This window comes from Streptomyces sp. NPDC088553, from assembly GCF_044752965.1.
Taxonomy (GTDB): domain Bacteria; phylum Actinomycetota; class Actinomycetes; order Streptomycetales; family Streptomycetaceae; genus Streptomyces.
Map to the genome: position 1 here is coordinate 700,108 of NZ_JBIVMG010000004.1, position 23,585 is coordinate 723,692.

A 23,585-nucleotide genomic window follows, 5' to 3' on the forward strand; every position below is an offset into this window, starting at 1 on the left:
GCCCGCGCTTCGGACCGAAGGTGGGGTGTCCGTCCGGCGGGTCGCGCGTCACAAGTGACGACATTCGACCGGAGGGAGACAAGAAAAGACAGATCTTGACTTGCACATACCAACTGCACTATGCGGGAGGTGAATTCCGATTATCGGACGATCGACGGGCACCTTACGGGGAAAAATCACACGACCCACGACTCCGTGCGCCCCCCGTGCACCCCGTGCCCCCGCATCGTGGGTGAGGTCACGCTTACTTCGGTTCCCCCCGGGCATCCACGGTCTTAGAGTCGAACCGTTGTCCTGAGAGGGCGGTACGTGTCATGCAGCGTCCGAACGCCGCGCAACTCATCTGTGGTTCGGCCACCGTCGTGCTCGCGACCGTCGCCCTGCTGCTGCTCTCCGGTACGACGACCACGCTCGGCATCACGGCGATCAGCCTCGCCGGCCTGCTGCTCGGACTGCTCGTGGCCGTGACGATGCCCCTGCGGACGTCGGGCGTCAAGACCGTCGCGCCGACTCCGCCGCCCACCGCGCACGAAGAGGTCCGGGTACCGACCGCGCGCGTGGGCGCGGGAGCCGATACCCGGACCGGTTCGTGACACCTCGTCCGTAGAACGCCGTCTTCGCCGGATCCGCGCGGACGACGCCGCTCCGGCTACTGCGGGACGGAGACCACCACCGTCTTGGCCGCCTTGTCGTGCAGACCCTGCTTGTAGGGCTTGTCGACCAGGATGAGGATCAGCAGGAGCAGCGGCCACAGGCAGGCGCAGCAGATCAGGGCGGGCAGCCACAGGACGACCGCGCGCAGCAGCGACTGGCTCATGGGCGGCGTCGTGCCGTCGTTGAGCATCGCGACCCGCAGCTTCAGCCACTTCTTGCCGAGGGTCTGGCCGTTCTTGGCCACCATCACGGTGTCGTACGCGACGAACGCGACGATCGTGATCAGCTGGAAGACCAGCTGGCTACCGCCGTTGAGGCTGTTGACCGTGTCACCGAAGTCGTTGCCGTCCTCGGTCGCCCGCGAGTAGATCTTGAACGGGATGCCGATGATCGCCAGCGGGATCGCGACGATCAGCCAGTCGATGATCCGGGCGATGATGCGCTTGCCCGACTCGGCGAGCGGCGGCATCCCGGAGAGCGGATCGGTCCCTCCGTACCCGGCGCCGTAGCCGCCGTACGGGGGCGGGGGCGGCGGCGCGTTGTCGTACGGGGAGCCGCCCGAGGGGCCGTACGGACTCCCGGGCGGCGGACCTCCCGGCGGCGGGCCTCCGGGCGGAGGCCCTCCCGGGGGAGGCCCTTCCGGGGGCGGTCCGGACGGGGGCGGCTGGCCGGCGGAGGGCGGCGGAGGCTCCTGCGGCCTCTTGAGGAACGGGTCCTCCTCGGGCGGCTGGCCGGGCGGCGGCTGGTCGGTGCTCATGGGGGCAGTGCATCCCGGGCCGGGCGCCCCCGCAAGGAATCACCGCCCGTTCGGGGGATCCGCGGGCCACGAAGGTACGGGCGGCCTTGTCGTGCCAGCACTGCCGCCAGGGGCGGTCGACGAGGCACCACAGGACGTTGAGCACGCCGATGGCCAGAAGCCCCAGGACGCCGTACACGAGCCAGCGGCGCAGGGCCGCCCCGAACCGCGGCGGCTGGTGCGCCTCGATGTCCCGCACCTCGATCCCGCACAGCTTCTTGCCGAGCGTGCGCCCCCACTTGGCGGTGGGCAGCGCCTCGTACAGGACGCCGATCACGAAGAACGCGGCCAGCGCGATGCCGAACTGCACGGACGTCGTGCCGTCGACCAGCCACACCTGGACGGTGACGCCGGACTGCTTGGCCGCCTCGATCTTGCCGTCGATGTGGTCGAGGGCGGCGGTCACGAACGGGAAGGCGGCGGCGCCGACGAGCGCGCCCAGGACGAGGGTGTCGACCAGCCGGGCGATCAGCCGCCTGCCGAGCCCGGCGGGGCGCGCGGAGGCCTGCGCGCGGGCCGCCTGGACGAACAGGTCGTCGACGGGCGGCTTCCAGGGGACGACGGGCTGCTGCGGACCCTGGGACTGCGGCTGGGACTGCGGCTGTTGTGCCTGAGGCTGCGGCTGGGCCTGCTGGGCCCAGGAGGGCGCCGGCGCCGGGGCCGGGGCGGGCGCCGGGTGTACGGGGGCGGGCGCCGGAGCGACCGTCGCGGCGGGCTCGGGGGCCGGCTGAGGAGCAGGCTGGGGCCGGGGGGCCTGCGGGGTCGGCTGCGGCTGCTGGGGAGCCGCTGCGGGCGTCGGGGTGGGGATCGGCGTGACCGGCATCCCGCCGAGGCGCGCCGCTCCCCCGGTGGCCCGGGGGTCCGTCGCCGGGGCGGCGGACCGCGCCGCGCTCTCGGACTCGGGTTCACCTGCACCGGCGACCGGCCAGTCCGCCGGGGTGCGCGGGTCGGGGGTCCGGGGCGCGCCCCAGGAGACCTTCTGGTCGAGGTCGCCGCCGAATCCGGTCTGGCGGGAGGTGTCCGCCTGCCAGGCCGAGGCGGGTTCCGCGGGGGCCGGCTCCTCGTCGAAGAAGACGGGTCCGGTCTCCTCCACGGTGGGGACGGGCGCCAGGGCGGGCGCCCGGTCCTGGGCGGGGAGCTGCGCGGGCGCCTGGGCCTGTGCCGGTACGGAGGCGGCGGGGCGCACGGGTTCGAGCGGGGGAGCGGACTGCGCCTGGTACGGCTGCTCGGGGAGCTGCGGCTGCTCCTGTCGCTGGAGCTGCTGCTGTCGCTGCTCCTGTCGCTGGAGCTGCTGCTGTCGCTGCTCCTGGAGTTGCTGCTGCGGCTGCTGCTGCGCGGGCTGGTGCGGCTGGGCCGGCTCCGGTTCGGGCCGGGCCGGCTGCGCGGCGGCCGGCGCGGGCGCCGGGCCGGAGGCCAGGATCGGGCCGGCCGGGATCGCCGAGGCCGGCGGACCCGGCGGAACCTCACCGTCCGTGGGCGCGGGCCTGCTCGTACCGGGAACCCAGGCGCCCCCGTTCCAGTACCGGATGTACCCGGGAATGGACGGGTCCGGGTAGTACCCCGCCTGCGGTACCTCTCCGCCGCCTCCAGGAGGAGTAGCCACTGCCCCGACTCCGTTCAGTCACAACGCCCTTGATCCGCGCGGCCGCGTGCCGGGCGTGCCGCGCCCAAGGAGGACAGTAACGAAGAACGTCCCCGAGGGAACAAAGAGCCCGTGAGAAAGCCCGCCTTCGAGGAGGACACGTACCGGAATCGATCACTCCCGGTGATGTTCGGGCCGGACATGCCCCCTGGACCCGCCCCTGGACCCGCCTCTGCTCCCGGCCAGGAAAAACTTCCCGAAAAAACTTCCCGAAGTCGCGTAATGAGCCGTGGGCGCCCCGCTCTCTCCTGGTGAAGGCCCGCACGGGGCCGGTCCGCGAGAGGGAGTACGACCATGCAGAACACCGACAACACCACCGTCGAGCGCGAGCTGGAGCTGAAGCTGGTGCTCTCGCCCGAGCGCGCCGTCCCCGTCCCCGCCCGGCTCGCGTACCGCACGGACGACCCGTACGCCGTCCACATCACGTTCCACATCGGCACCGACCACCCGGTCAACTGGACGTTCGCGCGCGAACTCCTGGTCGAGGGCGTGTTCCGGGCCTGCGGCCACGGTGACGTGCGGATCTGGCCCACGAAGGTCGACGGCCGCAGCGTCATCCTGATGGCGCTCTCCTCACCCGACGGCGACGCCCTGCTCGAAGCCCCCTCCGCGCAGGTGTCCGCCTGGCTGGAGCGGACCCTGCGCGCGGTGCCGCCGGGCACCGAGTCCGAGCGGCTCGGCATCGACGACGGACTCGCCGAACTCCTGGCGACCACCGTGATCGCCGACGAGCTGTGGCTGCGCGACCCGTGGCCGTCGGACGAGTCGCAGGACGGCGAACTGTGAGCCCCCTGTCCCTGCGACCCCGCGGGTCCCCGGTGTCAGAAGAGCTTTCCGGGGTTGAGCAGCCCCAGCGGGTCGAAGGTGGCCTTGATCCCGCGCTGGAGCTCCAGCCCGACCGGCCCCAGCTCCCGCGCCAGCCACTCCTTCTTGAGGACGCCCACGCCGTGCTCGCCGGTGATCGTGCCGCCGAGCGCGAGCCCGAGCGCCATGATCTCGTCGAAGGACTCCCGCGCGCGCCGCGACTCGTCCTCGTCGGTGTGGTCGAAGCAGACGACGGGATGGGTGTTGCCGTCGCCGGCGTGCGCGCAGACCCCGATGGTCAGGTCGTACTTCTCCGCGACCGCCGCCGTGCCGGCGAGCATCTCGGCGAGCCGCGTCCGCGGCACGCACACGTCGTCGATCATCGTCGCCGACTTGATCGTCTCCAGGGCCGTGAGCGAGAGCCGGCGTGCCTGGAGGAGGAGTTCGGACTCGGCGGTGTCGGCGGCCGGGACGACCTCGGTGGCGCCCGCCGCCACGCACAGCTCCCCCACGGCGGCCAGATCGGCGGCCGGGTCGGGGGTGTCGAAGGCACACAGGAGCAGCGCCTCGGTGGTGTCGGGCAGACCCATGCGCGCCATCCTGTTGACGGCCTGGACGGTGGTCCGGTCCATGAGTTCGAGCAGCGACGGGGTGTGGCCGCGCTCCATGATCGTGCAGACGGCCGCGCAGGCGGCGGCCGCGGAGGGGAACTCGGCGGCCAGCGCGAGCTGCGCCGGGGGCTGCGGCCTGAGCGACAGCACGGCCCGGACGACGATGCCGAGACTGCCCTCCGAACCGACGAAGAGCCTGGTCAGGTCGTAGCCGGCGACGCCCTTGGCGGTGCGGCGGCCGGTGGTCAGGAGCCGGCCGTCGGCGAGGACGACGTCGAGGCCGAGGACGTACTCGGCCGTCACCCCGTACTTCACGCAGCACAGGCCGCCGGAGGCCGTGCCGATGTTCCCGCCGATGGTGCACGTCTCCCAGCTGGACGGGTCCGGCGGGTAGTACAGGCCGTGTTCGGCGACGGCCCGTGACAGCACCGCGTTGACGACACCCGGTTCGACGACGGCGATCCGGTCGACCGGGTTGATCTCCAGGATGCGGTCCATCTTGACCAGGGAGAGCACGATGCAGCCCTCGGAGGCGTTGGCGCCGCCGGAGAGGCCCGTGCGCGCTCCCTGCGGGACGACGGGGACGCGGAGTTCGGTCGCGGTGCGCATGACGTGCTGCACCTGCTCGACGGTGCGCGGCAGCACCACGACCGCCGGGGCGCCGGCCTCGCAGAAGCTCGCCATGTCGTTCGCGTACGAGGCGGTCACGTCCGGATCGGTGAGCAGCGCCTCGGCGGGCAGCCCGGCGCGCAGCCGCGTCAGAAGATCGTCCATGCCTCCAGCGTGGCACCCGGGGCCATCGGTGTGAACCCGCCGGGGCGGGCGCTTCGTGTGCTCTTCGTACAGGTGCGGGCGGGCGCACAGTGAGCGCCATGAAGACGCAGAACGTGTCGAGGACGGTCCTCGCGGCCGGAGTGGGCGCGGTGCTCGCGGCGACGGCACTCCTTTACGTCCCCGAGCTCCTCGACCAGGGGCCGCCGCCCCCGCCGGGTCCGGCGGAGCGGGCGACGATCGCGGCCCACGCGGGCGCGCAGGCCGCGCTCCCGGACCTGGCCGCGCTGATCACCGATCGGGAGAAGTGGCTGCGCGCCCACCCGGACGACGACGCGTCCTGGGCGGAGCTCGGCGCGGCGTACACGGAGCGGGGCGCGCGCCTCGGCGACGTGCGGGACTACCCGCGCGCCGAGCAGGCGCTGCGGCGCTCGCTGGCCGAACGGCCCGCCGCGCGCGGCAACACGGCCGCCCAGCTGGGTCTGGGGGCGCTCGCGGGGGCGCGCGGCGACTGGAGTGCGGCCAAGGAGTGGGGCGAGAAGGTCCGGAAGGCGGATCCGCGCCACTGGCCCGCGTACCCGGTCCTGATGGACGCGTACAACGGTCTCGGGGACTACAAGGGGGCCCAGAAGGCGATGGAGTCCCTGGAAGGGCTCCACGCGGGCGCGATGGTGCGGACGCGGGCCGCGCAGACCTACCGCGACCGGGGCTGGCGCGAGGACGCCGACGCGGCGGCCCTCGACGCGGTGGCGCTCGCGGAGACGGCCCCGGACAAGGCGGCCGCGCTGGCGCGGCTCGGGGACCTGGAGTGGGAGCGGGGCGAACCGGACGAGGCGCTCGCGCGGTTCGGGGCGGCGCTGGCACAGGTACGGGACCACGGGCCCTCGCTCGCGGGCCGGGCGCGGGCGCTGGCGGCGCTGGGCCGCACCGACGAGGCGCTGCGGGACTGGCGGGCGGCGCTGGCCCGGCTGCCGCTGCCGGAGTACGTCCTGGAGGCGGGTGAGCTGTCCGAGTCGCTGGGCCTGACCGGGGACGCGCGGGCGCTGTACGAGCGGCTGCGGACCGGCACGTGGGCGGACGGGGAGGTGGCCAAGGCGCTGCTCGACGCGGACCACGGCAACGCGGCGGCGGCGGTCACCCGGATGCGGGCGGAGTGGGCGCGGGGGCACCGCTCGGTGCGGGTGGCGGACGCGCTGGGGTGGGCGCTGTACCGGGCGGGCCGTCCCAAGGAGGCGCTGGAGTACGCGACACGGGCCACGGAGGAGGGCCTGCGGAGCGCGCTCTTCTCGTACCACCGGGGGGAGATCGAGCGGGCCCTGGAGGAACACGGGCCGGCCCGGCGGCACGTGGCGGAGGCGCTGCGGATCAACCCGCACTTCTCGCCGCTGCTCGCGCCGAGGGCGGCGGAGGCGGTGGCGGCGCTCGGGGAGCCGTCGGAGGAACTCCCGAAGGAACTCCGCGCGGAGCCGGAGCCGGAGCCGGGGAGGGGGCGGGGGACGGGTCCGGGCACGGCCCCGAAGCCACGGAAGGCTGCGTCGGCCCCACGGTCGTAGCGCGCGCCCTTGGACGGCGCCCCGGCCCACCCCCCGCGTGGGCCGGGGCCCGCCGGATCGGATGGCCCACCGTGCGGGCCGGGACGGCCGCGCACGCCCCTCGTGCGAGCGGGGTGGGCTGGCCGCAGCAGGCGCACAGTGAGGGCCCGGGGGGTGGCCCCGGGCCCTCGACCGTGCGGGTGGTGGCTAGAGGTTGCCGCGCTTCTCCTGCTCCCGCTCGATCGCCTCGAACAGCGCCTTGAAGTTGCCCTTCCCGAAGCCCATGGAGCCATGCCGCTCGATCATCTCGAAGAAGACGGTCGGACGGTCCTGGACCGGCTTGGTGAAGATCTGCAGCAGGTAGCCGTCCTCGTCGCGGTCGACGAGGATCTTCAGCTCGCGCAGGGTCTCGACGGGCACGCGGGTCTCGCCGGCCCACTCGCCGAGGGTGTCGTAGTACGAGTCGGGGGTGTCGAGGAAGGAGACACCGGCGGCCCGCATCGCGCGCACGGTGGCGACGATGTCGTTGGTGGCGAGGGCGATGTGCTGGACGCCGGCGCCGCCGTAGAACTCCAGGTACTCGTCGATCTGCGACTTCTTCTTCGCGATCGCGGGCTCGTTGATCGGGAACTTCACCTTGAGGGTGCCGTCCGCGACGACCTTCGACATGAGAGCGGAGTACTCGGTGGCGATGTCGTCGCCCACGAACTCCTTCATGTTCGTGAAGCCCATGACCTTGTTGTAGAAGCCGACCCAGTCGTTCATCCTGCCGAGCTCGACGTTGCCGACGCAGTGGTCGATGGCCTGGAAGGTGCGCTTGGCCGGCGGCTCGACGATCGGCTTGGCGGCGACGAAGCCGGGGAGGTAGGGGCCGTCGTAGCCGGAGCGCTCGACGAGGGTGTGGCGGGTCTTGCCGTACGTGGCGATGGCGGCGAGGACGACGGTGCCGTGCTCGTCCTTCACCTCGTGCGGCTCGGTGAGGCCGGTGGCGCCGTGCTCGACGGCGTAGGCGTACGCGGCGCGGGCGTCCGGCACCTCGATGGCCAGGTCGACGACGCCGTCGCCGTGCTCGGCGACGTGGTCGGCGAGGAAGCGGCCCCGGTCGGTGGAGACCTTGATGACGGAGGTGAACACGAACCGGGCGGCGCCGTTGGTGAGGACGTAGCTGGCGGTCTCGCGGGTGCCGTTCTCCGGTCCGGAGTAGGCGACGAGCTTCATGCCGAAGGCGGTGGAGTAGTAGTGCGCGGCCTGCTTGGCGTTGCCGACGGCGAAGACGACCGCGTCCATTCCCTTCACGGGGAAGGGATCGGCCTGCCGCGCCGTGGAGGGGGTGTGATCGATGGTCTCAGTCATGGCAGCAATGTCCCGCCGTTCTGCAAGGTGCGCAAGAGTTCGCAGATCCACTGGTCATGTTGCACAGGGACAGGCGAGTATGGCCGTGCGACTTGTACATCCTGACCATGGGGAGACCGCTGTGGCGATCGATCATTTGGACGGCCGGCTCATCACGCTCCTCGCACGCGAGCCGCGCATCGGGGTCCTGGAGGCCTCCCGGCGACTCGGGGTGGCGCGGGGGACGGTGCAGGCGCGGCTCGACCGGCTCCAGGCGAGCGGGGTGATCAGGGGTTTCGGGCCGCAGGTGGACCCGGCGGCGCTCGGCTATCCGGTGACGGCGTTCGCGACCCTGGAGATCAAGCAGGGGCAGGGAGCGGATGTACGGGGGCATCTGGCGACGGTGCCGGAGGTGCTTGAGCTGCACACGACGACGGGCCACGGCGACATGCTCTGCCGCCTCGTCGCCCGCTCGAACGCGGACCTTCAGCGGGTGATCGACAAGGTGGTGGCGTTCGAGGGGATCGTGCGGGCGTCGACGGCGATCGTGATGGAGAACCCGGTGCCGTTGCGGATCATCCCGCTGGTGGAGCAGGCGGCGCAGGAGTAGCGACGCGCGACCCCGGGAGCCGATCCGGGCAAGCGGCTGCAAAGGACTAGTTGCAAAGAACCCCTTGCAACTAGTCCTTTGCAACTCTACGCTCGGACCATGCCCGAGCCCGAAGGATTCCCGACCCGCCCCCTGGACCCGCGCACCCTGCGCGGGCTCGCCCACCCCCTCCGCATCCAGCTGTTGCGCGCCCTGCGCGCCCACGGGCCCGCCACCGCCTCCCGACTCGCGGAGCGGCTGGGCGAGTCCAGCGGAGCGACCAGCTACCACCTGCGCCAGCTCGCGGCCCACGGCTTCGTCGAGGACGACCCGACGCGCGGCAAGGGACGGGAGCGGTGGTGGAAGGCCGCCCAGCAGGGCGTGACCGTCGACGAGTCGCTCTCCCGGAACCCGGACCCCGAGGTCCGCGGCGCCCTCGACCTCTACGTCCACGAGATCGCGACCATCCACACCCAGGAGCTGAGCACCTACCTCGGCACCCGGCACGACTGGGGCGACTCCTGGCTCGGCGTGTCCGACATGAGCGACTTCACCCTGCGCCTGCCTCCCGAGAAGCTCCGCGAGCTCGACAAGAAGCTGCACGCGCTCATCGAGACGTACCGGGGCATCGAGGAGGCCGACGCGCCGGACGCCGAGCGCGTACGGATCCATCTGCACGCGTTCCCGCAGCACGAGAACTGACGGAAGGAACCACGGAGTCATGCACGCCGACATTCACCTCCAGCTCCACCAGCTGCACGCCGCCGAACTCCACCGCGCGGCCGCCACCACCGCCCCGCGCGTCCCCGGCCCCACCCTCCGCGTCCAACTCGGCTGGACCCTGGTCGAACTGGGCCTTCGCCTGGCCACGCCCGCACACCGACGCCCGGTCACCCTGGCCGCATGACCACTCCGGGGGGAAAAGACGCGGACACCACGGGACCGAGTACGCCGAGGGCGGGCACCACGACACGGGACCGGGCCCCTCTCACGACCGTCCTCACCGCCAACGCCGTATCCATCACAGGGAATTCACTCACGCTCATCGGCGTCCCGTGGTTCGCCCTCGACACCACGGGAAGCCCCGGCAAGGCCGGCGTCGTCGCCTTCTGCGCGGCCCTGCCCGTCCTCGTCTCCGCGATCGCCGGCGGCCCGGCCATCGACCGGATCGGCCGCCGCCGGGTCAGCATCGCCTCCGACCTGGTCTGCGGGCTCGCGCTCGCCGCGATCCCGCTGCTGCACCACGCCGGCGTCCTGGAGTTCTGGATGCTGTGCGCCCTGATGGCCGTCACCGGCCTCTTCCACGCGCCCGGGGAGATGGCCCGGCACGTCCTGGTCCCCGATCTCGCCCGGCGCGCCGGGACCTCGCTCCCCCGGGCCGCCAGCCTGTACGACGCCGTGGCGCGCGGGGCCCGGATGACGGGCGCCGCCGTCGCCGGACTCCTCGTGGCCTTCATGGGCGCCGACACGGTCCTGGTCCTCGACGCGGCGACCTTCGGCCTCTCCGCGCTGCTCGTCACCGCGGGCCTGCGCGGGGTGCCGTCGGCGGAGCCGGTGCGGGACGGCCCCCGGCTCTCCCCGGCCCGCTACCGGTCCGATCTGCGCGAGGGGTACGCCTTCCTGTTCCGCGCGCGGCTGCTGCTCGGCATCACCGTCATGGTGATGGTCACCAACGGCCTGAGCCAGAGCTGGAGTTCGGTGCTGCTTCCGGTCCACGCCCGCCAGGAGCTGGGTGGTCCCGCCACCCAGGGCCTGCTCGTGTCGGTCTTCGGCGGCTGCGCCCTGGCCGGTGCCCTGCTCTACGGGGCGGTCGGGCAGCGCTTCCCGCGCCGGGCCGTCTTCACGGCGGGCTTCCTGCTCGGCGGCGCCCCGCCGTACGTGGGGGCCGCGCTCACCGACACCACCGCACCCCTGCTCGTGACGCTCGCGGCGGCCGGATTCAGCGTCGGCGTCCTCAACCCGATCCTGACCACGGTGATGTACGAGCAGGTCCCCGACGCCCTGCGCAGCCGCGTCATGGGCGCGAGCACCGCGGGGGTGCTGCTGACGACCCCGCTGGGCGGCCTGACGGCGGGTTTCCTCGTCGAGCGCGTCGGACTGACGGCGACGCTGCTGGGGATCGGCGGGCTCTACTTCCTCGCCACGCTCTCGCCGCTGGTCTTCCCGGCCTGGCGGGCCATGAACGTCCCGCCGCCCGAGCGCACGTCCGAGGACGGCACTCCTTCTCGTGGCGAACCCGGTGGCGAACCGGTCAGCAGGCCGGAACCTTCGAGTCCTGCCCCTGCTCCAGAGCCTTCAGGGACGCCACCGCGTCGCTGAGCGCGGTGACGGGGATGAGTCGCAGCCCCTTCGGCAGCTCGGCCTGGGCGTCCGAGCACTCGGCCTTCGGTACGAGGAACACGGTGGCCCCGTCCCGCGCGGCGGCCTGGGTCTTCAGGGAGACCCCGCCGACGGCGCCGACCGAGCCGTCCGGGTCGATCGTCCCCGTACCGGCGATGATCCGGCCACCGGTGAGGTCACCGCCGGCGCCGTCGCCGTCGAGCTTCTCGACGATGCCGAGGGAGAAGAGCAGCCCGGCGCTGGGTCCGCCGATGTCGGCGAGGTGCAGGTCCACCTTCACCTTCTCGGGGTCCTCGTCGAGGTGGTCGAGGGCGGCGAGCGTGGCCGCGTCCTGCGACTCCTTCATCTGACCGAGGTTGTGCTTCTCGACCTCGGCGTCGGACTTCCCCGGGGGGTAGACGGAGTCGCGCGGCAGGACGGCCCGGTCCGTACGGAACCAGGCGTCGGCCACGTCCCCGAGGTCCACGTCCGTGGACGGCCCGGTCGCGACGATCGTCGTCATCCGCAGCTGCCCCTCGGAGGGCCGGACCGGGGCGCCGGTGATCGTGATGACCTCCTGCCCCTTGTCCTTGCCGAGCACGTCGGCGGTCGTACCGGGCTGCGCGATGGCATAGGGCAACGGCGCGAGCCCGACGACGGCGAAGAGCGCGACGACGGGCAGTGCGCAGACCGCGAGCACCTTGGGACGGGAGAGACTGGAGAGCACGCCCCCAATCTACTGGGGTGACCGCCCCCACCGGGCCGGGGGCGCGGAGCCGGGTGCGCGCCCGGAGGCCGGCACGGACCCGGAGCCGGGCACGGACCCGGACGCCGGCACGGACCCGGAGCCGGGCACGGACCCGGGCACGGGCAGGTGGCGGGCGAAGAAGGAGCGTACGAGCTTCCGTACGGCGGGCACCGAGACCCGGGGGTCGACGGTGCCGACCATCGAGGCCCGCCCGGCGGCGGTCGTCAGGCCGACGGCCGCGAGCTGTGGCACCAGGGCGGCGTAGTCGGTGAAGACCCAGTGGTGGCTGTCGGCGAGCTGCCGTCGGGCGACGGGTCCGCCGTGGCCGAGCAGTGCCGACCAGGAGCGGTCGAGGCGCGCGTCGCGGAAGCCGTCGGTGCCGGCGAGGAGCAGCGGCCGGTCCGTCCCCTCGCGGGCGACGGGCAGGAGTGCGCCGTCCATCAGGTCGAGGTACCCCTCCAGGTTCACCGCGGCGGCGACTCTCGGGTCCTCGTGGAGCACCTGGGCGACGGCGGTGCCTCCCGCGGAGTGCCCGTAGAGCCCGACCCGGTCGAGGCGGAGGGCGTCGAGGACGAAGCGGAGGTCGGAGACCCTGGTGTCGATCATGGTGCGGAAGGTCCCGGCGTCGAGGTCGGGGCGGAGGACGGTGGTCCGGACCCGCTCGCGCCCCGGCCGCTCGTCGAGGAACTCCACCTCGGAGGCGTCACCGGGGTGATCGACGGTGACGACGGTCCAGCCGTGCGAGGCGAGGTCGATCGCGAGGGAACCGCCCAGGGCCCGGGAGTCCCCGCCGCCGGGGCTGTACACCAGCACCGGCCGCCGGCCGGGCAGCGGCGGGGCACCGGTCCGGGCGTGGGTGAGGGTGGCCGCCCAGTCGACGCCGGCCGCCGGCAGGGCCGGGCGGACCAGCGGGGCGAGGAAGGTGAACACTCCGGCGGCATCGGGGGTGAGCTGCGGCATACGCGGGAGACCCCGGCCGGAGGCCGCCGGCCGGAACACGGTGACCATCAGCTCCCGCACACCGATGGCGGGCGCCCACGGGTCGTTGCGGGAGGGGTCGACGAGGTGCCGGACGGTGGCGCCGACGGCGTGGGGGCCGGTGGGGGCGGGCAGCCGGAGGACGAGGGGGCGGGCGGGGGCGGCCGAGGCGGCGCGGGTGCCGAGCAGCAGGGCGGCGGCCCCCGCGAGGGCCCCGGCGACGACGGTACGGCGGGCGGGGGCGTGGCCACCGGACGCGTGATCAGGTGTCATGGTCATGGGCGTCATCCTGGGAGCGGACGGGACACCGGAGCGAAGGTTGCGGCCCTGCCCGAAAGGCTGGCGCGAACGGGGGTCGGTGCGGTGCTCCACATCCATTTCACGGCGGAGGACATGGTCCGGGTGCGGTTCGCGCCCCGTCCGTCCCCCGTGCCCGAGCTGCACGCGGCCCTGCTGATGCTGGGCGCCCCGCACGAGGGGCTGCTCTTCGGCCGCTGGCGGGGCAGGCTGCTGCGGGCCCTGCCGGGGGCGGCCGAACCGCTCGCGGAGCTGGTGCCGGGCAGGGCGGCCCCGCGCTTCCTCGACGTCCTCGGCGGGACGCGGGAGGACGGCTTCGCGCTGATCCGTTCGGCGCGGCCGGAGTTCGTACGGTCCGAGCTGGAACGGGTGTACGCGGGACAGGGCCCCGTCCCGCCCTGGGTCCGGGCACTGCACCACGGGGACGCGGCGGCCTGGGGCACGCTCCACCGGGCCCAGCGGGCGGCGTACGAGACGGTCCTCGCGCCGGTGTGGCCGCTGGTCCAGGACCTGCACCGGGCGGAGTTCACCCGCTACGCGCTGACGGCGGCGGAGCAGGGTCTGGCCGCCGCCCTGGGGACGGTCGCCCCGGGCTCACGGCTGCGGGACGGCGTCTGGAGGTGGCCGACGGTCCCGTCGGCCCGTGAGGACCGTGAGGACCGCGAGGCGGGCGAGGTCCGAGAGGCTCCGCAAGCCCGCGAGGTCCGCCTCGACGGCCGGGGGCTGGTCCTGCTGCCGACCTTCCACTGGAGGGGAGGCCCGCTGGTCCAGGACCTGCCGGACCGCCCGGTGGTCCTCACGTACCCGGCGGGCGGGGGCGTTCCGCCCACCCCGGAGTCCCGGGGGCCCCAGGACTCCCGGGGATCGCGGGGCGAGCCCGGGGGTCTGTCGGCGGTCCTGGGCCGCACGAGGACCGAAGTCCTCAAGGCCCTGACGGAACCCCGCACGACGACCGACCTCGCCCGCCGCACGGGCATCAGCAACGCGACGGCCTCGGCCCACGCGGCGGCCCTGCGAGCGGCGGGCCTGATCACCACGACCAGAACAGGCAGATCGGTCCACCACGAACGGACTCCGCTGGGCACCCTGGTCATGGGCACAGGGCACATCCCCTGAGGACGGCACCGGCCACGGAAGGGCCCGCGCCGCACCCCCGGCCGCCGCGCGCTCTAGCGCAGCGCGTCGGCGACCTCCCGGGCCGCGTCCACCACCCGCGGCCCGACCCGCTCCGGCACCGCGTCCGCGAGCATCACGACGCCGACGCTGCCCTCGACACCCGTCACGCCGACGAGCGGGGCGGCCGCGCCGCTCGCGCCCGCCTCCAGCTCGCCGTGGGTGAGCGTGAAACCCGGTTCGATCAGGTTGCCCTGCCGGGCGGCCAGGATGGCGCGGCCGGCCGCGCCCCGGTCGAGCGGGTGGCGGAAGCCGGCCCGGTAGGCGACGTGGTAGTCGGTCCAGGTCGGTTCGACGACCGCGACCGCGAGTGCCTCCGCACCGTCGACCAGCGTCAAATGGGCCGTCGCCCCGATGTCCTCGGCGAGCGAGCGCAGCGCGGGGAGCGCGGCCTCCCGCACGAGGGGGTGGACCTGGCGGCCGAGCCGGAGCACGCCGAGGCCGACGCGGGCGCGTCCGCCGAGGTCGCGGCGGACGAGGGCGTGCTGCTCGAGGGTGGCGAGCAGCCGGTAGACGACGGTCCGGTTGACACCGAGTTTGTTGGACAACTCGGTGACGGTCAGGCCGTGGTCGGTGTCGGCGAGCAGTTTGAGGACTCTGAGTCCCCGGTCGAGCGTCTGGGAGGTCTCCGCGGTCACGACGCCCTCTCCTTCGGAGTGAGTGGCGGCGGGCTCTCACGGGGGTCGCGTCACCGGTCCCGTCGGCGACGCACGTCAGAGGCCGCCGGCAGGAAGGGGTACACCGGCTGCGCTCCGCGGCGGCGCTGCCACGGGGCGATTGCTTTTGAGCCGGGACAGTAGCGACCCGCTCCGCTCAGCGGAAGACCTCGTCCAGAATCCGGGCGCCGACGAGCGAATAGAGACGGTTCGGGACCTTCGTCGGTCGCATGCGGGACTTTGGCGGACAAGATCGGCTTTGTCGTGCACGTAGCGTGGAAGGGCCCGGAGGCCGACCGTGGGGGCCGGTCTCCGACGCCGGTCCCGCCGCGGCTCCTTCACCGGTTCCGCCGCCGCGGGACGAGTGAGGCCCGTACGAACGCCGTCGTACGGGCCTCAGTCACGCTCGGGGGCGGGGTGGGGGGAAGGGGTCACCGCATCCGGGTGGCCCACTCCTGCACCTTCTTGATCCGTTCCCGGATCTGGCCGGCGGTGGCCTCCGCGCTCGGCGGTCCGCCGCAGACCCGGCGGAGCTCCGTGTGGATCACACCGTGGGGCTTGCCGGTCTGGTGGACGTACGCGCCGACCATGGTGTTGAGCTGTTTGCGCAGCTCCAGCAGCTCCTTGTGGGAAACGACGGGGCGGCGCTCGGCGGGGAGTTCGAGCAGATCCGCCTCCTCGTCCGGCTTCTTGCGGCTGTGCGCGATCTGCCGGGCCTGGCGCTTCTGGAGGAGCAGCTGGACCTGGTCGGGTTCGAGGAGGCCCGGGATGCCGAGGTAGTCCTGTTCCTCGGCGCTGCCGGGGTGGGCCTGCATGCCGAACTCGGCGCTGTTGTAGAGGACGCGGTCGAAGACGGCGTCGGACTCCAGCGCCTCGAAGGGCAGCATGTCCTGCTCGCCGGTGTCCTCGTCCTGCTGGCGCTCCGCCTCGGCGAGTTCCTTCTCGGACTCGGCGTACGGGTCCTCCTCGCCCTGCTTCTTGGGCTTGTCGAGGACGTGGTCGCGCTCGACCTCCATCTCGTTGGCGAACCCGAGGAGGCTCGGGATCGTCGGAAGGAACACGGAGGCGGTCTCTCCGCGCCTGCGCGAACGCACGAAACGGCCGACGGCCTGGGCGAAGAAGAGCGGGGTCGAGATCGTCGTCGCGTACACGCCGACGGAGAGGCGGGGCACGTCGACGCCCTCGGACACCATGCGGACGGCGACCATCCAGCGGTCGTTGCTCTCGCTGAACTCGTCGATGCGGTTCGAGGCGCCGGTGTCGTCGGAAAGCACGACGGTGGCCTTGGTGCCGGTGATCTCGCGGATCAGCTTGGCGTACGAGCGGGCCGAGTCCTGGTCGGAGGCGATGACGAGGCCGCCCGCGTCCGGGATGGACTTGCGGACCTCGGTGAGCCGCTGGTCGGCGGCGCGCAGGACGTTCGGCATCCAGTCGCCCTTGGCGTCCAGGGCGGTCCGCCAGGCCTGCGAGACGGCGTCCTTCGTCATCGGCTCGCCGAGACGGGCGGCGATCTCGTCGCCGGCCTTGGTGCGCCAGCGCATGTTGCCGCTGTAGGAGAGGAAGATGACGGGCCGGACGACGCCGTCGCCGAGGGCGTTGCCGTAGCCGTAGGTGTAGTCGGCCGAGGACCGCCGAATGCCGTCGTTCCCCTCCTCGTACGTGACGAAGGGGATGGGGTTGGTGTCGGAACGGAACGGGGTGCCGGTCAGCGCGAGACGCCGCGTGGCGGGCTCGAAGGCCTCCAGGCAGGCCTCGCCCCAGGACTTGGAGTCTCCGGCGTGGTGGATCTCGTCGAGGATGACGAGGGTCTTGCGCTGCTCGCAGCGGTTGCGGTGGAGCATGGGCCGGACGCCGACACCCGCGTAGGTGATCGCGACGCCGTCGTACTCCTTGCTGAGCGGCCCGGCGCTGTAGTCCGGGTCCAGCTTGATCCCTATCCGCGCGGCGGCGGCGGCCCACTGCTTCTTGAGGTGCTCGGTGGGCGCGATCACGGTGATCTGCTGCACGACGTGGTGGTGCAGCAGCCACGACGCGAGGGTCAGGGCGAAGGTGGTCTTGCCGGCGCCGGGTGTGGCGACGGCGAGGAAGTCACGGGGCTGCTCCTGGATGTACTTCTCCATGGCCCCCTGCTGCCAGGCGCGCAGCTTGCCGGCGGTACCCCACGGGGCCCGTCCTGGGAAGGCGGGAGAAAGGTGATGGGAGGAGGTGGTGGTAGTAGTCACGATCTCCGGGTTCGACGCTCGTCCAGATATGACAACCGGGCCACCTTACCGGTGCGGGTACCTCGCCCCGCCCTCGGCGAGGGCGTGGCGAGGCCGCTTGAGAGAGTCCTCACAGCTCCCGAAGCCGCTGCGCGATGCCCGGAATGTCTGCCTCGGTGCCGGCTGCGACATCGATGACCAGCGCATATGCCCGGTCCTGGTCGGCCTCGTCGAGATCGACTCCGTTCACGGCGAGGAACGTGGCGGCGGAGAGCCAGGCGGCGCGCTTGTTCCCGTCGACGAAGGGATGGTTGGCGGCGAGCGCGTGGAGCAGGACGGCGGCCTGCTCCCAGAGGTCGGTGTACGCGCTCTCGCCGAACATCCGGGCCCTGGGCCGGTGCACGGCGGACTCGAGAAGCCCCGGGGCCCGCAGCTCGGGCGGACCGTCGCCGGTGAAGGCGATCCGGGCGATCTCCTCGACCTCGGCGACGGTCAGGAACCGGGTGGTCGTGGACGTGCTCATTCGCCGAGCCTCCTCAGGAGGGAGTCGTGCCGCAGGGCGAGACGCGAGGCGAGCTGTCGTACGAGCCCGGCCTCGACGTCCAGGAACCGCTCGAGAACCTGCTCGGCCAGCACCTCCGGGGCGACACCCCGAGCGTCGGCCAGGTCGGCGAACCGGTCGCCGACGGGAAGGGTCATGTCACGCATGGCGCGAGCGTACGTGGGCCGCCGGCCCTTCGACGAAGGCTTTTGACTCCCGGCCGCACGAGGGTCCCTGCGCGGGCACCGGCCGTGAGCGGGCACCGGCCCTGCCCAACCGCCCACCCCCGCGCAGGCACCGGCCGGGAGCGGGCACCGGCCGTGAACGGCCGCCGACCCCCGCCCGGCCGCCGACCCCCGCGCGGGCACCGGCCCTGCGCGGGCACCGGCCCTGCGCGGGCACCGGCCCCGGTCGCCGGCCCCCGCGTGGCAACCGGCCCCCCCCCGCGCGGGCCCGCCCCTACTTCCGGCTACGCCCCCTGCGCGCCGTTCAGTCGCGTAGCGACCCACGCGCCCACCGCCGCGACCCCCGCCATCGGCAGGAAGACCGCCGCGAAGGCACCCGGGTGGGAGCCCGTGGAGGCGTGGGAGGTCACCGCGTGGCCGACCGCGCCGCCGCCGAGCGCCGCGAAGGCCGCGCCGCCCGCGGCGAGCAGCAGGACGTTCGAGAGGCCGTCGGAGATCTGGAGGGCGGCGGAGTTCGCGCCGACCTCCTCGGGCGCGGAGAGCTTCATGAGCAGCACGCTCGTCGAGGCGATCACGGCCCCCATGCCGAGGCAGCCGAGCCCCCAGGCCGCCGCGACCACCCACACCGGCACGGCCGCGATCAGCACGGTCGGCGCCGTGGCGATGGCGATCGCGACCAGGACCATGCCGAGGACGACGAGCCGTTCCCGGTACGGCTCCGTCCACGGCCGGGCCTGGATCCAGGAGCCGAGGGCCCAGGTGAGGCCGCCCGCGGCGAGGGAGAGCCCGGCCAGGGTGGGGCTCAGGCCTCGCTGGGTGACCAGCATCAGCGGCACGAAGGACTCCGCCGCGATGAAGGCACCCGCGGCGATGCCGCGGAGCAGGACGACGGACGGCAGCCCGCGGGCCGCCCGGTAGGTGCCGTGCGGAAGGAGCCCGCGGACCGCGGGCACGAGGAACGCGATGCCGACCGCCGCCGGCAGCAGCGAGAGCCAGCGCAGCTCCTGGCCGGCGTACTGGAGGAGCGCCGCACCCGCCGAGATGCCGAGCGCCAGCCGGATCCGGCGTCGGTCCCAGGGCACGACGGGCGCGGCCGGGTCGGCGGGTCCCGAGGCGGTACGGCGGATCGCGGGGAGGGCGAGGGCCAGCGGGAAGACGACGAGGACGGGGATGCCGACGAAGACCCAGCGCCAGCCGAGGTGCTCGGTGATCGTTCCGGCGGCGAGCGGTCCGACGACGGAGGGGACGACCCAGCTCGCGGCGAACGCGGCCATGATCGCGGGTCTGAGGTGCTCGGCGTAGGCCCGGCCGACGACCACGTACAACGCGACGATGACGAGCCCCCCGCCCAGGCCCTGGACGGCTCGCCCGAGGATGAACAGCCACATGGCGCCGGCGGTCCCGGAGAGCAGCAGCCCGGCGGCGAAGGCGCTGATGCCGGCGGTGAGCGGGGCGAGCGGCCCGAGGCGGTCGGACCACTGCCCGGCCAGGACCATGGCGAAGAGGCTGGTGGTGAAGTAGGCCGAGAAGGCGAAGGCGTAGAGGGGGATGCCGTTCAGCTCGCGGGCGGCCACGGGCATGGCCGTGCCGACGGCGGTCGCCTCGAAGGCGATGAGCAGGACGACGGAGACCATGCCGATGCTGAGCGCCCGGTGGGCGGGATCGAGGACGGACCCCTTGGTGACGACGGTGTCGCCGGTGCCGAGGGGGCCGGTCATGTCTGCGTCCGCCTCGGCGTCGCGGGGTTCGAGGGCGCTCATTCCCCCAGAGTAAGAGGTGAAGAACCAAATGACCCCTGTCAGGAGTCCCAGGCCGGCTCAGCCCTTGGACGTACGACTGTGAACGCCGTGTGGCAGCGCCGTTGCAGTCGCGTGGCACGGCCCCGGAACCCCTTGAGCCCCTCCCGGCCCCCGCCTACGGTCGTACTCGTTGCACCACACGACCGTGTGCCCGAGTGGTTGAGGGGCCGGCCTGCAAAGCCGGTTACGTCGGTTCGAATCCGATCACGGTCTCCACATCGGCCCTCGGGCCGCGTCCCGTCGCCCGGCCCGGGCACGATTCACACGGCCCGGGCACGATTCATACGGCCCGGGCACGATCCTGCTCGCGGCCCCGGGTCCTTCGCGCCTCCCCTCACTTCCTCTCCGTGAGGACCGGCTTCTCGGGCAGCCCCGCGTCGTTCTCACAGCCGAGCTTCCTCACCACCGCCAGGCTCACGGAGTGCAGGATCGCGACGTACGCCTCACGAGTGGCGGCGGTGTTCGGCGGGAGGGATTCCTCGCGGGAGGCGTGCGCCCGGAGCATGCCCTTGATGCGGGCAGGCACCTCGCCGGAGCCCTTCAGCTGCGGGCTGGAGCATTCCAGGAACAGATACGCCGTCTTGTTGTCCGAGCTCGTCTCCCGCCCCATCCCGTAGAAGCGCCGGGCGGGCAGCTTCGCCCCGGCGTACAGGTCGGCGTCGCCGCTGTACAGGTTGAACTCGACCGCGAGGTCGGTCTTCCCCTCGACGGGCGCGATCCTGCACATCGACGGATGCGACTCCCAGCTGTCCAGCTTCTCCTGGTCCCCGATCAGATCCCGCACGCTCTGCTGGAGCCCGCCGCTCTTCACCGGCTGGAACTCCTCGGCCCCCAGCACCGATTCGAGCGCATCGGCGGCTTCCGGCGAGAGGGTGTCGTCACACTGCCGCGCGGCGGTGACCCTGGGCTCCTCGCCCTCGCCGCCACCGCAGGAGGTGAGGAGGAGGCAGAGAGCCAGGCCGACGGTGACGGACGCGAGCGTTCTTCCCATGTCGTTCCTCGTGGGCATCGGCGGATCAGCCGGTCTCGGGGGCGTTGCCGGTCTGCTTGGCGTGGTCGTTGCCCGTCCCGTAGCCGTTGCTCACCGACTCGATCATGTCCTGGCGGAAGTCACTGCTCACCTGACCGCGGTGCTCGTACAGGAACCGCTCCATCGGGGACTCCGCGCTGTACCGGCCGGCCGTGTACATGGCCGCGTTGTCCTCGTGGATCTGGTCCTCGGTCTTGTCCTTGTGGTCCTCGACCGACTTGTCCGACCAGTCGCCGATGACCTGCCCGGCGAGCTGCTCCATGACGCCCGAACCAGTGTCGACGGCGAGCGGTACGAGGATGGCGGCCGCGCCGACCGCGGCGGTGGCCGGCAGGAAGGCGACTCCGGCCGCGATGCCCACCGTGGCGCCGAGTTCCACCCAACCGGCCTTGGCGGCCTGCGCCTTCTCGTACTCCTCGTGCTTCTTCATGCCCTCGGCCTCGACCTGGGCGCCGCGGGACTCGTCGAGCAGGCCCTGGAGGGTGGCACCCGTGTACACGGCGCCCCGCGCCCGCCCCTCGTCGATCTTGCCGTCCGGACCGACCTGCGCCTCGAGGACACTGGTGGTGTAGAGGCGCTCGGCCGTGGAGACCGTGGCGTAGGCGTCCGGGTGCTGGCCGAGGGTGCTCAGGAACTTCACCGCGTCCTCCCGCCCGAACTCGGGGTGGGCGGAAGGGTCCTTCGTCGGCTTGAAGACGCTGTCCCCGTCGTTCTTGTCCAGCGCCCAGTTGAGGTCGTCGATGTAGCCGGCCCCCATGTTGCCGAGGCTGTCCGCCATCGTGGGCTGCCACTTCTTGAGCAGCTCGGCGTCGCCACCGTACGTCTCGACGACGCTCTGCATGATCTTGGCCGTGGTGTCGTCGCGCTTGAGTTCCGGCGACGGGTCGTCCCAGGCGTGACCGAGCGTCGCCGACTCCAGGGCGTGGCCGAGGGCGTCCGGCATGTACCCCATGGTCTTCGTGAGGTCGTCCGGGTTGTGACCCTCGATGTCGGAGAAGAACTCGTACTTGTCGTGGGCGAAGAAGTCGAGGTAGCTCTCGACGTCCTTGCCGTCCTTGCCCTTGCCGAGGTTCAGCTCGCCGCCGACGCTGCCGTCCTTGTTGTACGACACCATGGAGTCCTCGTCCTTCGAGAAGAACTCCTTCGACGCCTCCGGGCTGTGCCCGAGCGCCTCCAGCATCGAGATCATCGGGTCGAAGCCCGAGCCGTTCACACCCGACGGGTTGTACTGGTTCGCCGGCCCGCCGCCGATCATCGGCTTGCTGTTGGCGAAGAGGTACGGGTCCTTCGCGTGGAGCTGGGTGACGTGCTCGGCGATCGGGACCAGGAACTTGGGGTCGTAGCTGCCGTAGCGCATGATGCCGCCGAGCAGCTGGTAGCCGAACGCCGGGTTGTTGTCGTACTTGGCGAGCGGGATCCGTTCCGTGCCGAGCTTGCGCATGTCGGCGGACCACTTCTCGGTCCACGCGTCGCCGCCCTGCGTCGCCGTCGCCAGGTTCAGGCCCAGGTTCCGCTGGAGGTCCTGGACGTCCGCCAGGCGCTCCTTGTCGACCTTCGAGTAGTCGTACGTGTCCGTGGACAGCTGGCCGAAGGACTCCAGGGCGCCCTTCGGCCCCATGCCGTCGTAGAAGGTCCGGGAGAACTCCTTCGAGCCGCTGTTGTCCTTGAGCAGCTCGTTGAGGCGCATCAGCTCCTCGTGGGAGATGTCCCGGCCCTTCTTCGCCAGGTCGACGGCGCGCTGCGCCTCCTCGGCGTCGAGGCTCGCGTACCTCGGGGCGGTGAAGTTGTGCCTGTCGCCGGTGATGTTGGCCTTGAGGGCGTTGGAGCACGCGACGTCCGCGTCGTCGCAGGTCTCGACGATCGCGTCGATCCGCTGCTGCATCGCCGCGATCTCGGCGTTCTCCTTGCGGACCATGTCCTGGAAATCGGGGTCGTGCCGCATGCCCTGGTCCTTGGTGGAGGACAGCGGTTCCACGGCCTCGACCTTGCCGTTCGCCGTCACCCGGAAGCGCTTCCCGGGGGCCTCGGTATCGGCGATCCTCTTCAGCTCGTCCTTGGCCTTCTTGAAGGCGTTGTAGCCGTCCTCCAGGACCTTGTGGATGCCGTCGGCGGCCTTGGCCGCGTCCTCGAACTCCTTCGCGGTCTTGTCCACGAAGGGCTTCGTGACCTCGGCGTTCACGCCGCGCCAGTAGTCGTCCTTGGCCTTCGCCGCCATCGTCGTACGGGCGTCGGACGCAAGCGTGTCCAGCTTGCCCTTCATCGCGGACCAGTCATCGGCCGCGGACTTCATCCTGTCGAGCGGGGCCTGGTACACGTTGTCGTAGGTCAGCACAGCAGCTCTCCCCCGCCTACTTGAAGTACTCGTTGATCCTGGAGGCCGCGAGCGCCGCCTGGATGTCCGCCTCTTCCCTGGCGTGCGAGGCGGCGCTGTAGTCGAGGTGGTTGGAGATGTTGGCGCAGGCGTCGAGCAGCGTGTTCAGCTGCGAGCCCCAGGTCTCCTGCACGGTCGACATCGCGGCCCCGGTGAGGAAGCCGTGGCTGGACATGCCGGTCGCCGCCTCCGTCGTACTCGTACGCGCGTGGTTGCCGTCCTTGACGAGCCGGCCGTGCAGCGCGTAGGCGGCGCTGCCGATGGCGCCGAGCTTGTCCTGGTCGACGCCGAGGTCGGCGTTGCCGCCACCGGGTTCCGGGGCGACCTGGTTGAGCCTCATGCTCACATCGGCCGTGGACGTGGACCGTACCGACGCCCACTCCTGTTCGAACGACATGCTCTCCCCCGTGACGGTGATCGTTCCGGATTCGCCCCAGCAAGTTCCGCGCGCACGGAAACACGCCGATCGTAGTCCCCCGGTGCCGCGTCGGAGCACTGCTCACCCGGAATCAGCCACCCTCGCGGGATCTTCACGATGCCCGCATGACCACTTCAC

Annotated in this window: 21 protein-coding genes, 1 tRNA gene and 1 pseudogene; 9 read left to right on the forward strand and 14 right to left on the reverse strand. The window is 72.4% G+C overall.

Features of this window, described 5'->3' with window-relative positions:
• The first annotated feature begins 314 nt into the window (after window positions 1–314).
• On the forward strand, window positions 315–593 hold the full coding sequence (locus tag ACIP8Z_RS16215; RefSeq protein WP_402083650.1) for a hypothetical protein: 279 nt from the start codon (window positions 315–317) through the stop codon (window positions 591–593).
• Between the two features lie 56 nt (window positions 594–649).
• Here the strand turns inward: ACIP8Z_RS16215 and ACIP8Z_RS16220 are convergent, their stop codons facing one another.
• Both ACIP8Z_RS16220 and ACIP8Z_RS16225 read right to left on the reverse strand, forming a co-directional pair.
• Window positions 650–1,411, reverse strand: coding sequence for an RDD family protein (locus ACIP8Z_RS16220; RefSeq protein WP_402083653.1), 762 nt, complete (start codon window positions 1,409–1,411; stop codon window positions 650–652).
• 61 nt (window positions 1,412–1,472) lie between these two features.
• Window positions 1,473–3,053, reverse strand: a pseudogene (locus ACIP8Z_RS16225) (RDD family protein); the annotation flags it as partial.
• 333 nt (window positions 3,054–3,386) lie between these two features.
• Here ACIP8Z_RS16225 and ACIP8Z_RS16230 point away from each other — a divergent pair.
• Window positions 3,387–3,878, forward strand: a complete 492-nt coding sequence (locus tag ACIP8Z_RS16230) for an SsgA family sporulation/cell division regulator (protein ID WP_266966344.1) — start codon at window positions 3,387–3,389, stop codon at window positions 3,876–3,878.
• 35 nt (window positions 3,879–3,913) lie between these two features.
• Here the strand turns inward: ACIP8Z_RS16230 and ACIP8Z_RS16235 are convergent, their stop codons facing one another.
• Window positions 3,914–5,281 carry an FAD-binding oxidoreductase gene (locus tag ACIP8Z_RS16235; protein ID WP_402083657.1) on the reverse strand — a complete coding sequence of 456 codons (1,368 nt, stop codon included), beginning with the start codon at window positions 5,279–5,281 and terminating at the stop codon, window positions 3,914–3,916.
• A gap of 98 nt (window positions 5,282–5,379) precedes the next feature.
• Here ACIP8Z_RS16235 and ACIP8Z_RS16240 point away from each other — a divergent pair, with 98 nt between their 5' ends.
• Window positions 5,380–6,831 (forward strand): tetratricopeptide repeat protein, encoded by a 1,452-nt coding sequence (locus ACIP8Z_RS16240; RefSeq protein ID WP_402083660.1) that lies wholly within the window; start codon window positions 5,380–5,382, stop codon window positions 6,829–6,831.
• A 186-nt stretch (window positions 6,832–7,017) separates the two neighbouring features.
• Here the strand turns inward: ACIP8Z_RS16240 and hppD are convergent, their stop codons facing one another.
• Entirely contained in the window at window positions 7,018–8,163 is a 1,146-nt protein-coding gene (gene hppD, locus ACIP8Z_RS16245; RefSeq protein ID WP_319309601.1) for a 4-hydroxyphenylpyruvate dioxygenase, read from the reverse strand.
• Between the two features lie 121 nt (window positions 8,164–8,284).
• On the opposite strand from hppD, the gene ACIP8Z_RS16250 reads away from it, so the two are divergent.
• The 4 genes from ACIP8Z_RS16250 to ACIP8Z_RS16265 all read left to right on the forward strand — a co-directional run bounded on the left by ACIP8Z_RS16250 (window position 8,285) and on the right by ACIP8Z_RS16265 (window position 11,050).
• On the forward strand, window positions 8,285–8,752 hold the full coding sequence (locus ACIP8Z_RS16250; RefSeq protein ID WP_041662431.1) for an Lrp/AsnC family transcriptional regulator: 468 nt from the start codon (window positions 8,285–8,287) through the stop codon (window positions 8,750–8,752).
• Window positions 8,753–8,851: 99 nt separating this feature from the next.
• Window positions 8,852–9,433 carry an ArsR/SmtB family transcription factor gene (locus ACIP8Z_RS16255; RefSeq protein ID WP_402083662.1) on the forward strand — a complete coding sequence of 194 codons (582 nt, stop codon included), beginning with the start codon at window positions 8,852–8,854 and terminating at the stop codon, window positions 9,431–9,433.
• Between the two features lie 19 nt (window positions 9,434–9,452).
• Window positions 9,453–9,638 carry a hypothetical protein gene (locus ACIP8Z_RS16260; RefSeq protein ID WP_402083665.1) on the forward strand — a complete coding sequence of 62 codons (186 nt, stop codon included), beginning with the start codon at window positions 9,453–9,455 and terminating at the stop codon, window positions 9,636–9,638.
• A complete protein-coding gene (locus ACIP8Z_RS16265; RefSeq protein WP_402083668.1) occupies window positions 9,635–11,050 on the forward strand; it encodes an MFS transporter in 1,416 nt (471 codons plus the stop codon). The genes ACIP8Z_RS16260 and ACIP8Z_RS16265 overlap by 4 nt, the downstream gene beginning before the upstream one ends.
• Here ACIP8Z_RS16265 and ACIP8Z_RS16270 read toward each other — a convergent pair.
• Both ACIP8Z_RS16270 and ACIP8Z_RS16275 read right to left on the reverse strand, forming a co-directional pair.
• A complete protein-coding gene (locus ACIP8Z_RS16270; RefSeq protein ID WP_402083671.1) occupies window positions 10,983–11,777 on the reverse strand; it encodes a S16 family serine protease in 795 nt (264 codons plus the stop codon). The two genes, ACIP8Z_RS16265 and ACIP8Z_RS16270, sit on opposite strands and share 68 nt — an antisense overlap.
• Before the next feature lie 9 nt (window positions 11,778–11,786).
• On the reverse strand, window positions 11,787–13,055 hold the full coding sequence (locus ACIP8Z_RS16275; RefSeq protein ID WP_402083673.1) for an alpha/beta fold hydrolase: 1,269 nt from the start codon (window positions 13,053–13,055) through the stop codon (window positions 11,787–11,789).
• A gap of 84 nt (window positions 13,056–13,139) precedes the next feature.
• Between ACIP8Z_RS16275 and ACIP8Z_RS16280 the strand changes: the two genes are divergently transcribed.
• Complete coding sequence (locus ACIP8Z_RS16280; protein WP_402083676.1) at window positions 13,140–14,189, forward strand: helix-turn-helix domain-containing protein; 1,050 nt, start codon at window positions 13,140–13,142, stop codon at window positions 14,187–14,189.
• A 53-nt stretch (window positions 14,190–14,242) separates the two neighbouring features.
• On the opposite strand, the gene ACIP8Z_RS16285 is transcribed toward ACIP8Z_RS16280, so the two are convergent.
• The 5 genes from ACIP8Z_RS16285 to ACIP8Z_RS16305 all read right to left on the reverse strand — a co-directional run bounded on the left by ACIP8Z_RS16285 (window position 14,243) and on the right by ACIP8Z_RS16305 (window position 19,589).
• The gene (locus tag ACIP8Z_RS16285) at window positions 14,243–14,884 is read right to left on the reverse strand and encodes a helix-turn-helix domain-containing protein (protein WP_319309608.1); all 642 of its coding nucleotides are present in this window, start codon (window positions 14,882–14,884) and stop codon (window positions 14,243–14,245) included.
• 449 nt (window positions 14,885–15,333) lie between these two features.
• Window positions 15,334–17,124: a DEAD/DEAH box helicase gene (locus ACIP8Z_RS16290; protein ID WP_402083679.1), complete on the reverse strand. Its 1,791-nt coding sequence runs from the start codon at window positions 17,122–17,124 to the stop codon at window positions 15,334–15,336.
• Window positions 17,125–17,233: 109 nt separating this feature from the next.
• Entirely contained in the window at window positions 17,234–17,626 is a 393-nt protein-coding gene (locus tag ACIP8Z_RS16295; protein ID WP_402083682.1) for a type II toxin-antitoxin system death-on-curing family toxin, read from the reverse strand.
• On the reverse strand, window positions 17,623–17,811 hold the full coding sequence (locus tag ACIP8Z_RS16300; RefSeq protein WP_319309609.1) for a hypothetical protein: 189 nt from the start codon (window positions 17,809–17,811) through the stop codon (window positions 17,623–17,625). Before ACIP8Z_RS16300 ends, ACIP8Z_RS16295 begins: the two co-directional genes overlap by 4 nt.
• Before the next feature lie 302 nt (window positions 17,812–18,113).
• Window positions 18,114–19,589, reverse strand: a complete 1,476-nt coding sequence (locus ACIP8Z_RS16305; RefSeq protein ID WP_402083684.1) for an MFS transporter — start codon at window positions 19,587–19,589, stop codon at window positions 18,114–18,116.
• 180 nt (window positions 19,590–19,769) lie between these two features.
• Between ACIP8Z_RS16305 and ACIP8Z_RS16310 the strand changes: the two genes are divergently transcribed.
• A tRNA-Cys gene (locus ACIP8Z_RS16310) sits at window positions 19,770–19,844 on the forward strand.
• A gap of 118 nt (window positions 19,845–19,962) precedes the next feature.
• Here ACIP8Z_RS16310 and ACIP8Z_RS16315 read toward each other — a convergent pair.
• Genes ACIP8Z_RS16315 through ACIP8Z_RS16325 form a run of 3 tightly spaced genes read right to left on the reverse strand, consistent with a single transcriptional unit; the run spans window position 19,963 to window position 23,426 of the window.
• A complete protein-coding gene (locus ACIP8Z_RS16315; RefSeq protein ID WP_402083687.1) occupies window positions 19,963–20,619 on the reverse strand; it encodes a hypothetical protein in 657 nt (218 codons plus the stop codon).
• A 25-nt stretch (window positions 20,620–20,644) separates the two neighbouring features.
• Window positions 20,645–22,990: a hypothetical protein gene (locus ACIP8Z_RS16320; RefSeq protein WP_402083690.1), complete on the reverse strand. Its 2,346-nt coding sequence runs from the start codon at window positions 22,988–22,990 to the stop codon at window positions 20,645–20,647.
• A 16-nt stretch (window positions 22,991–23,006) separates the two neighbouring features.
• Window positions 23,007–23,426 carry a hypothetical protein gene (locus ACIP8Z_RS16325; RefSeq protein ID WP_402083693.1) on the reverse strand — a complete coding sequence of 140 codons (420 nt, stop codon included), beginning with the start codon at window positions 23,424–23,426 and terminating at the stop codon, window positions 23,007–23,009.
• Window positions 23,427–23,585: the final 159 nt, after the last annotated feature.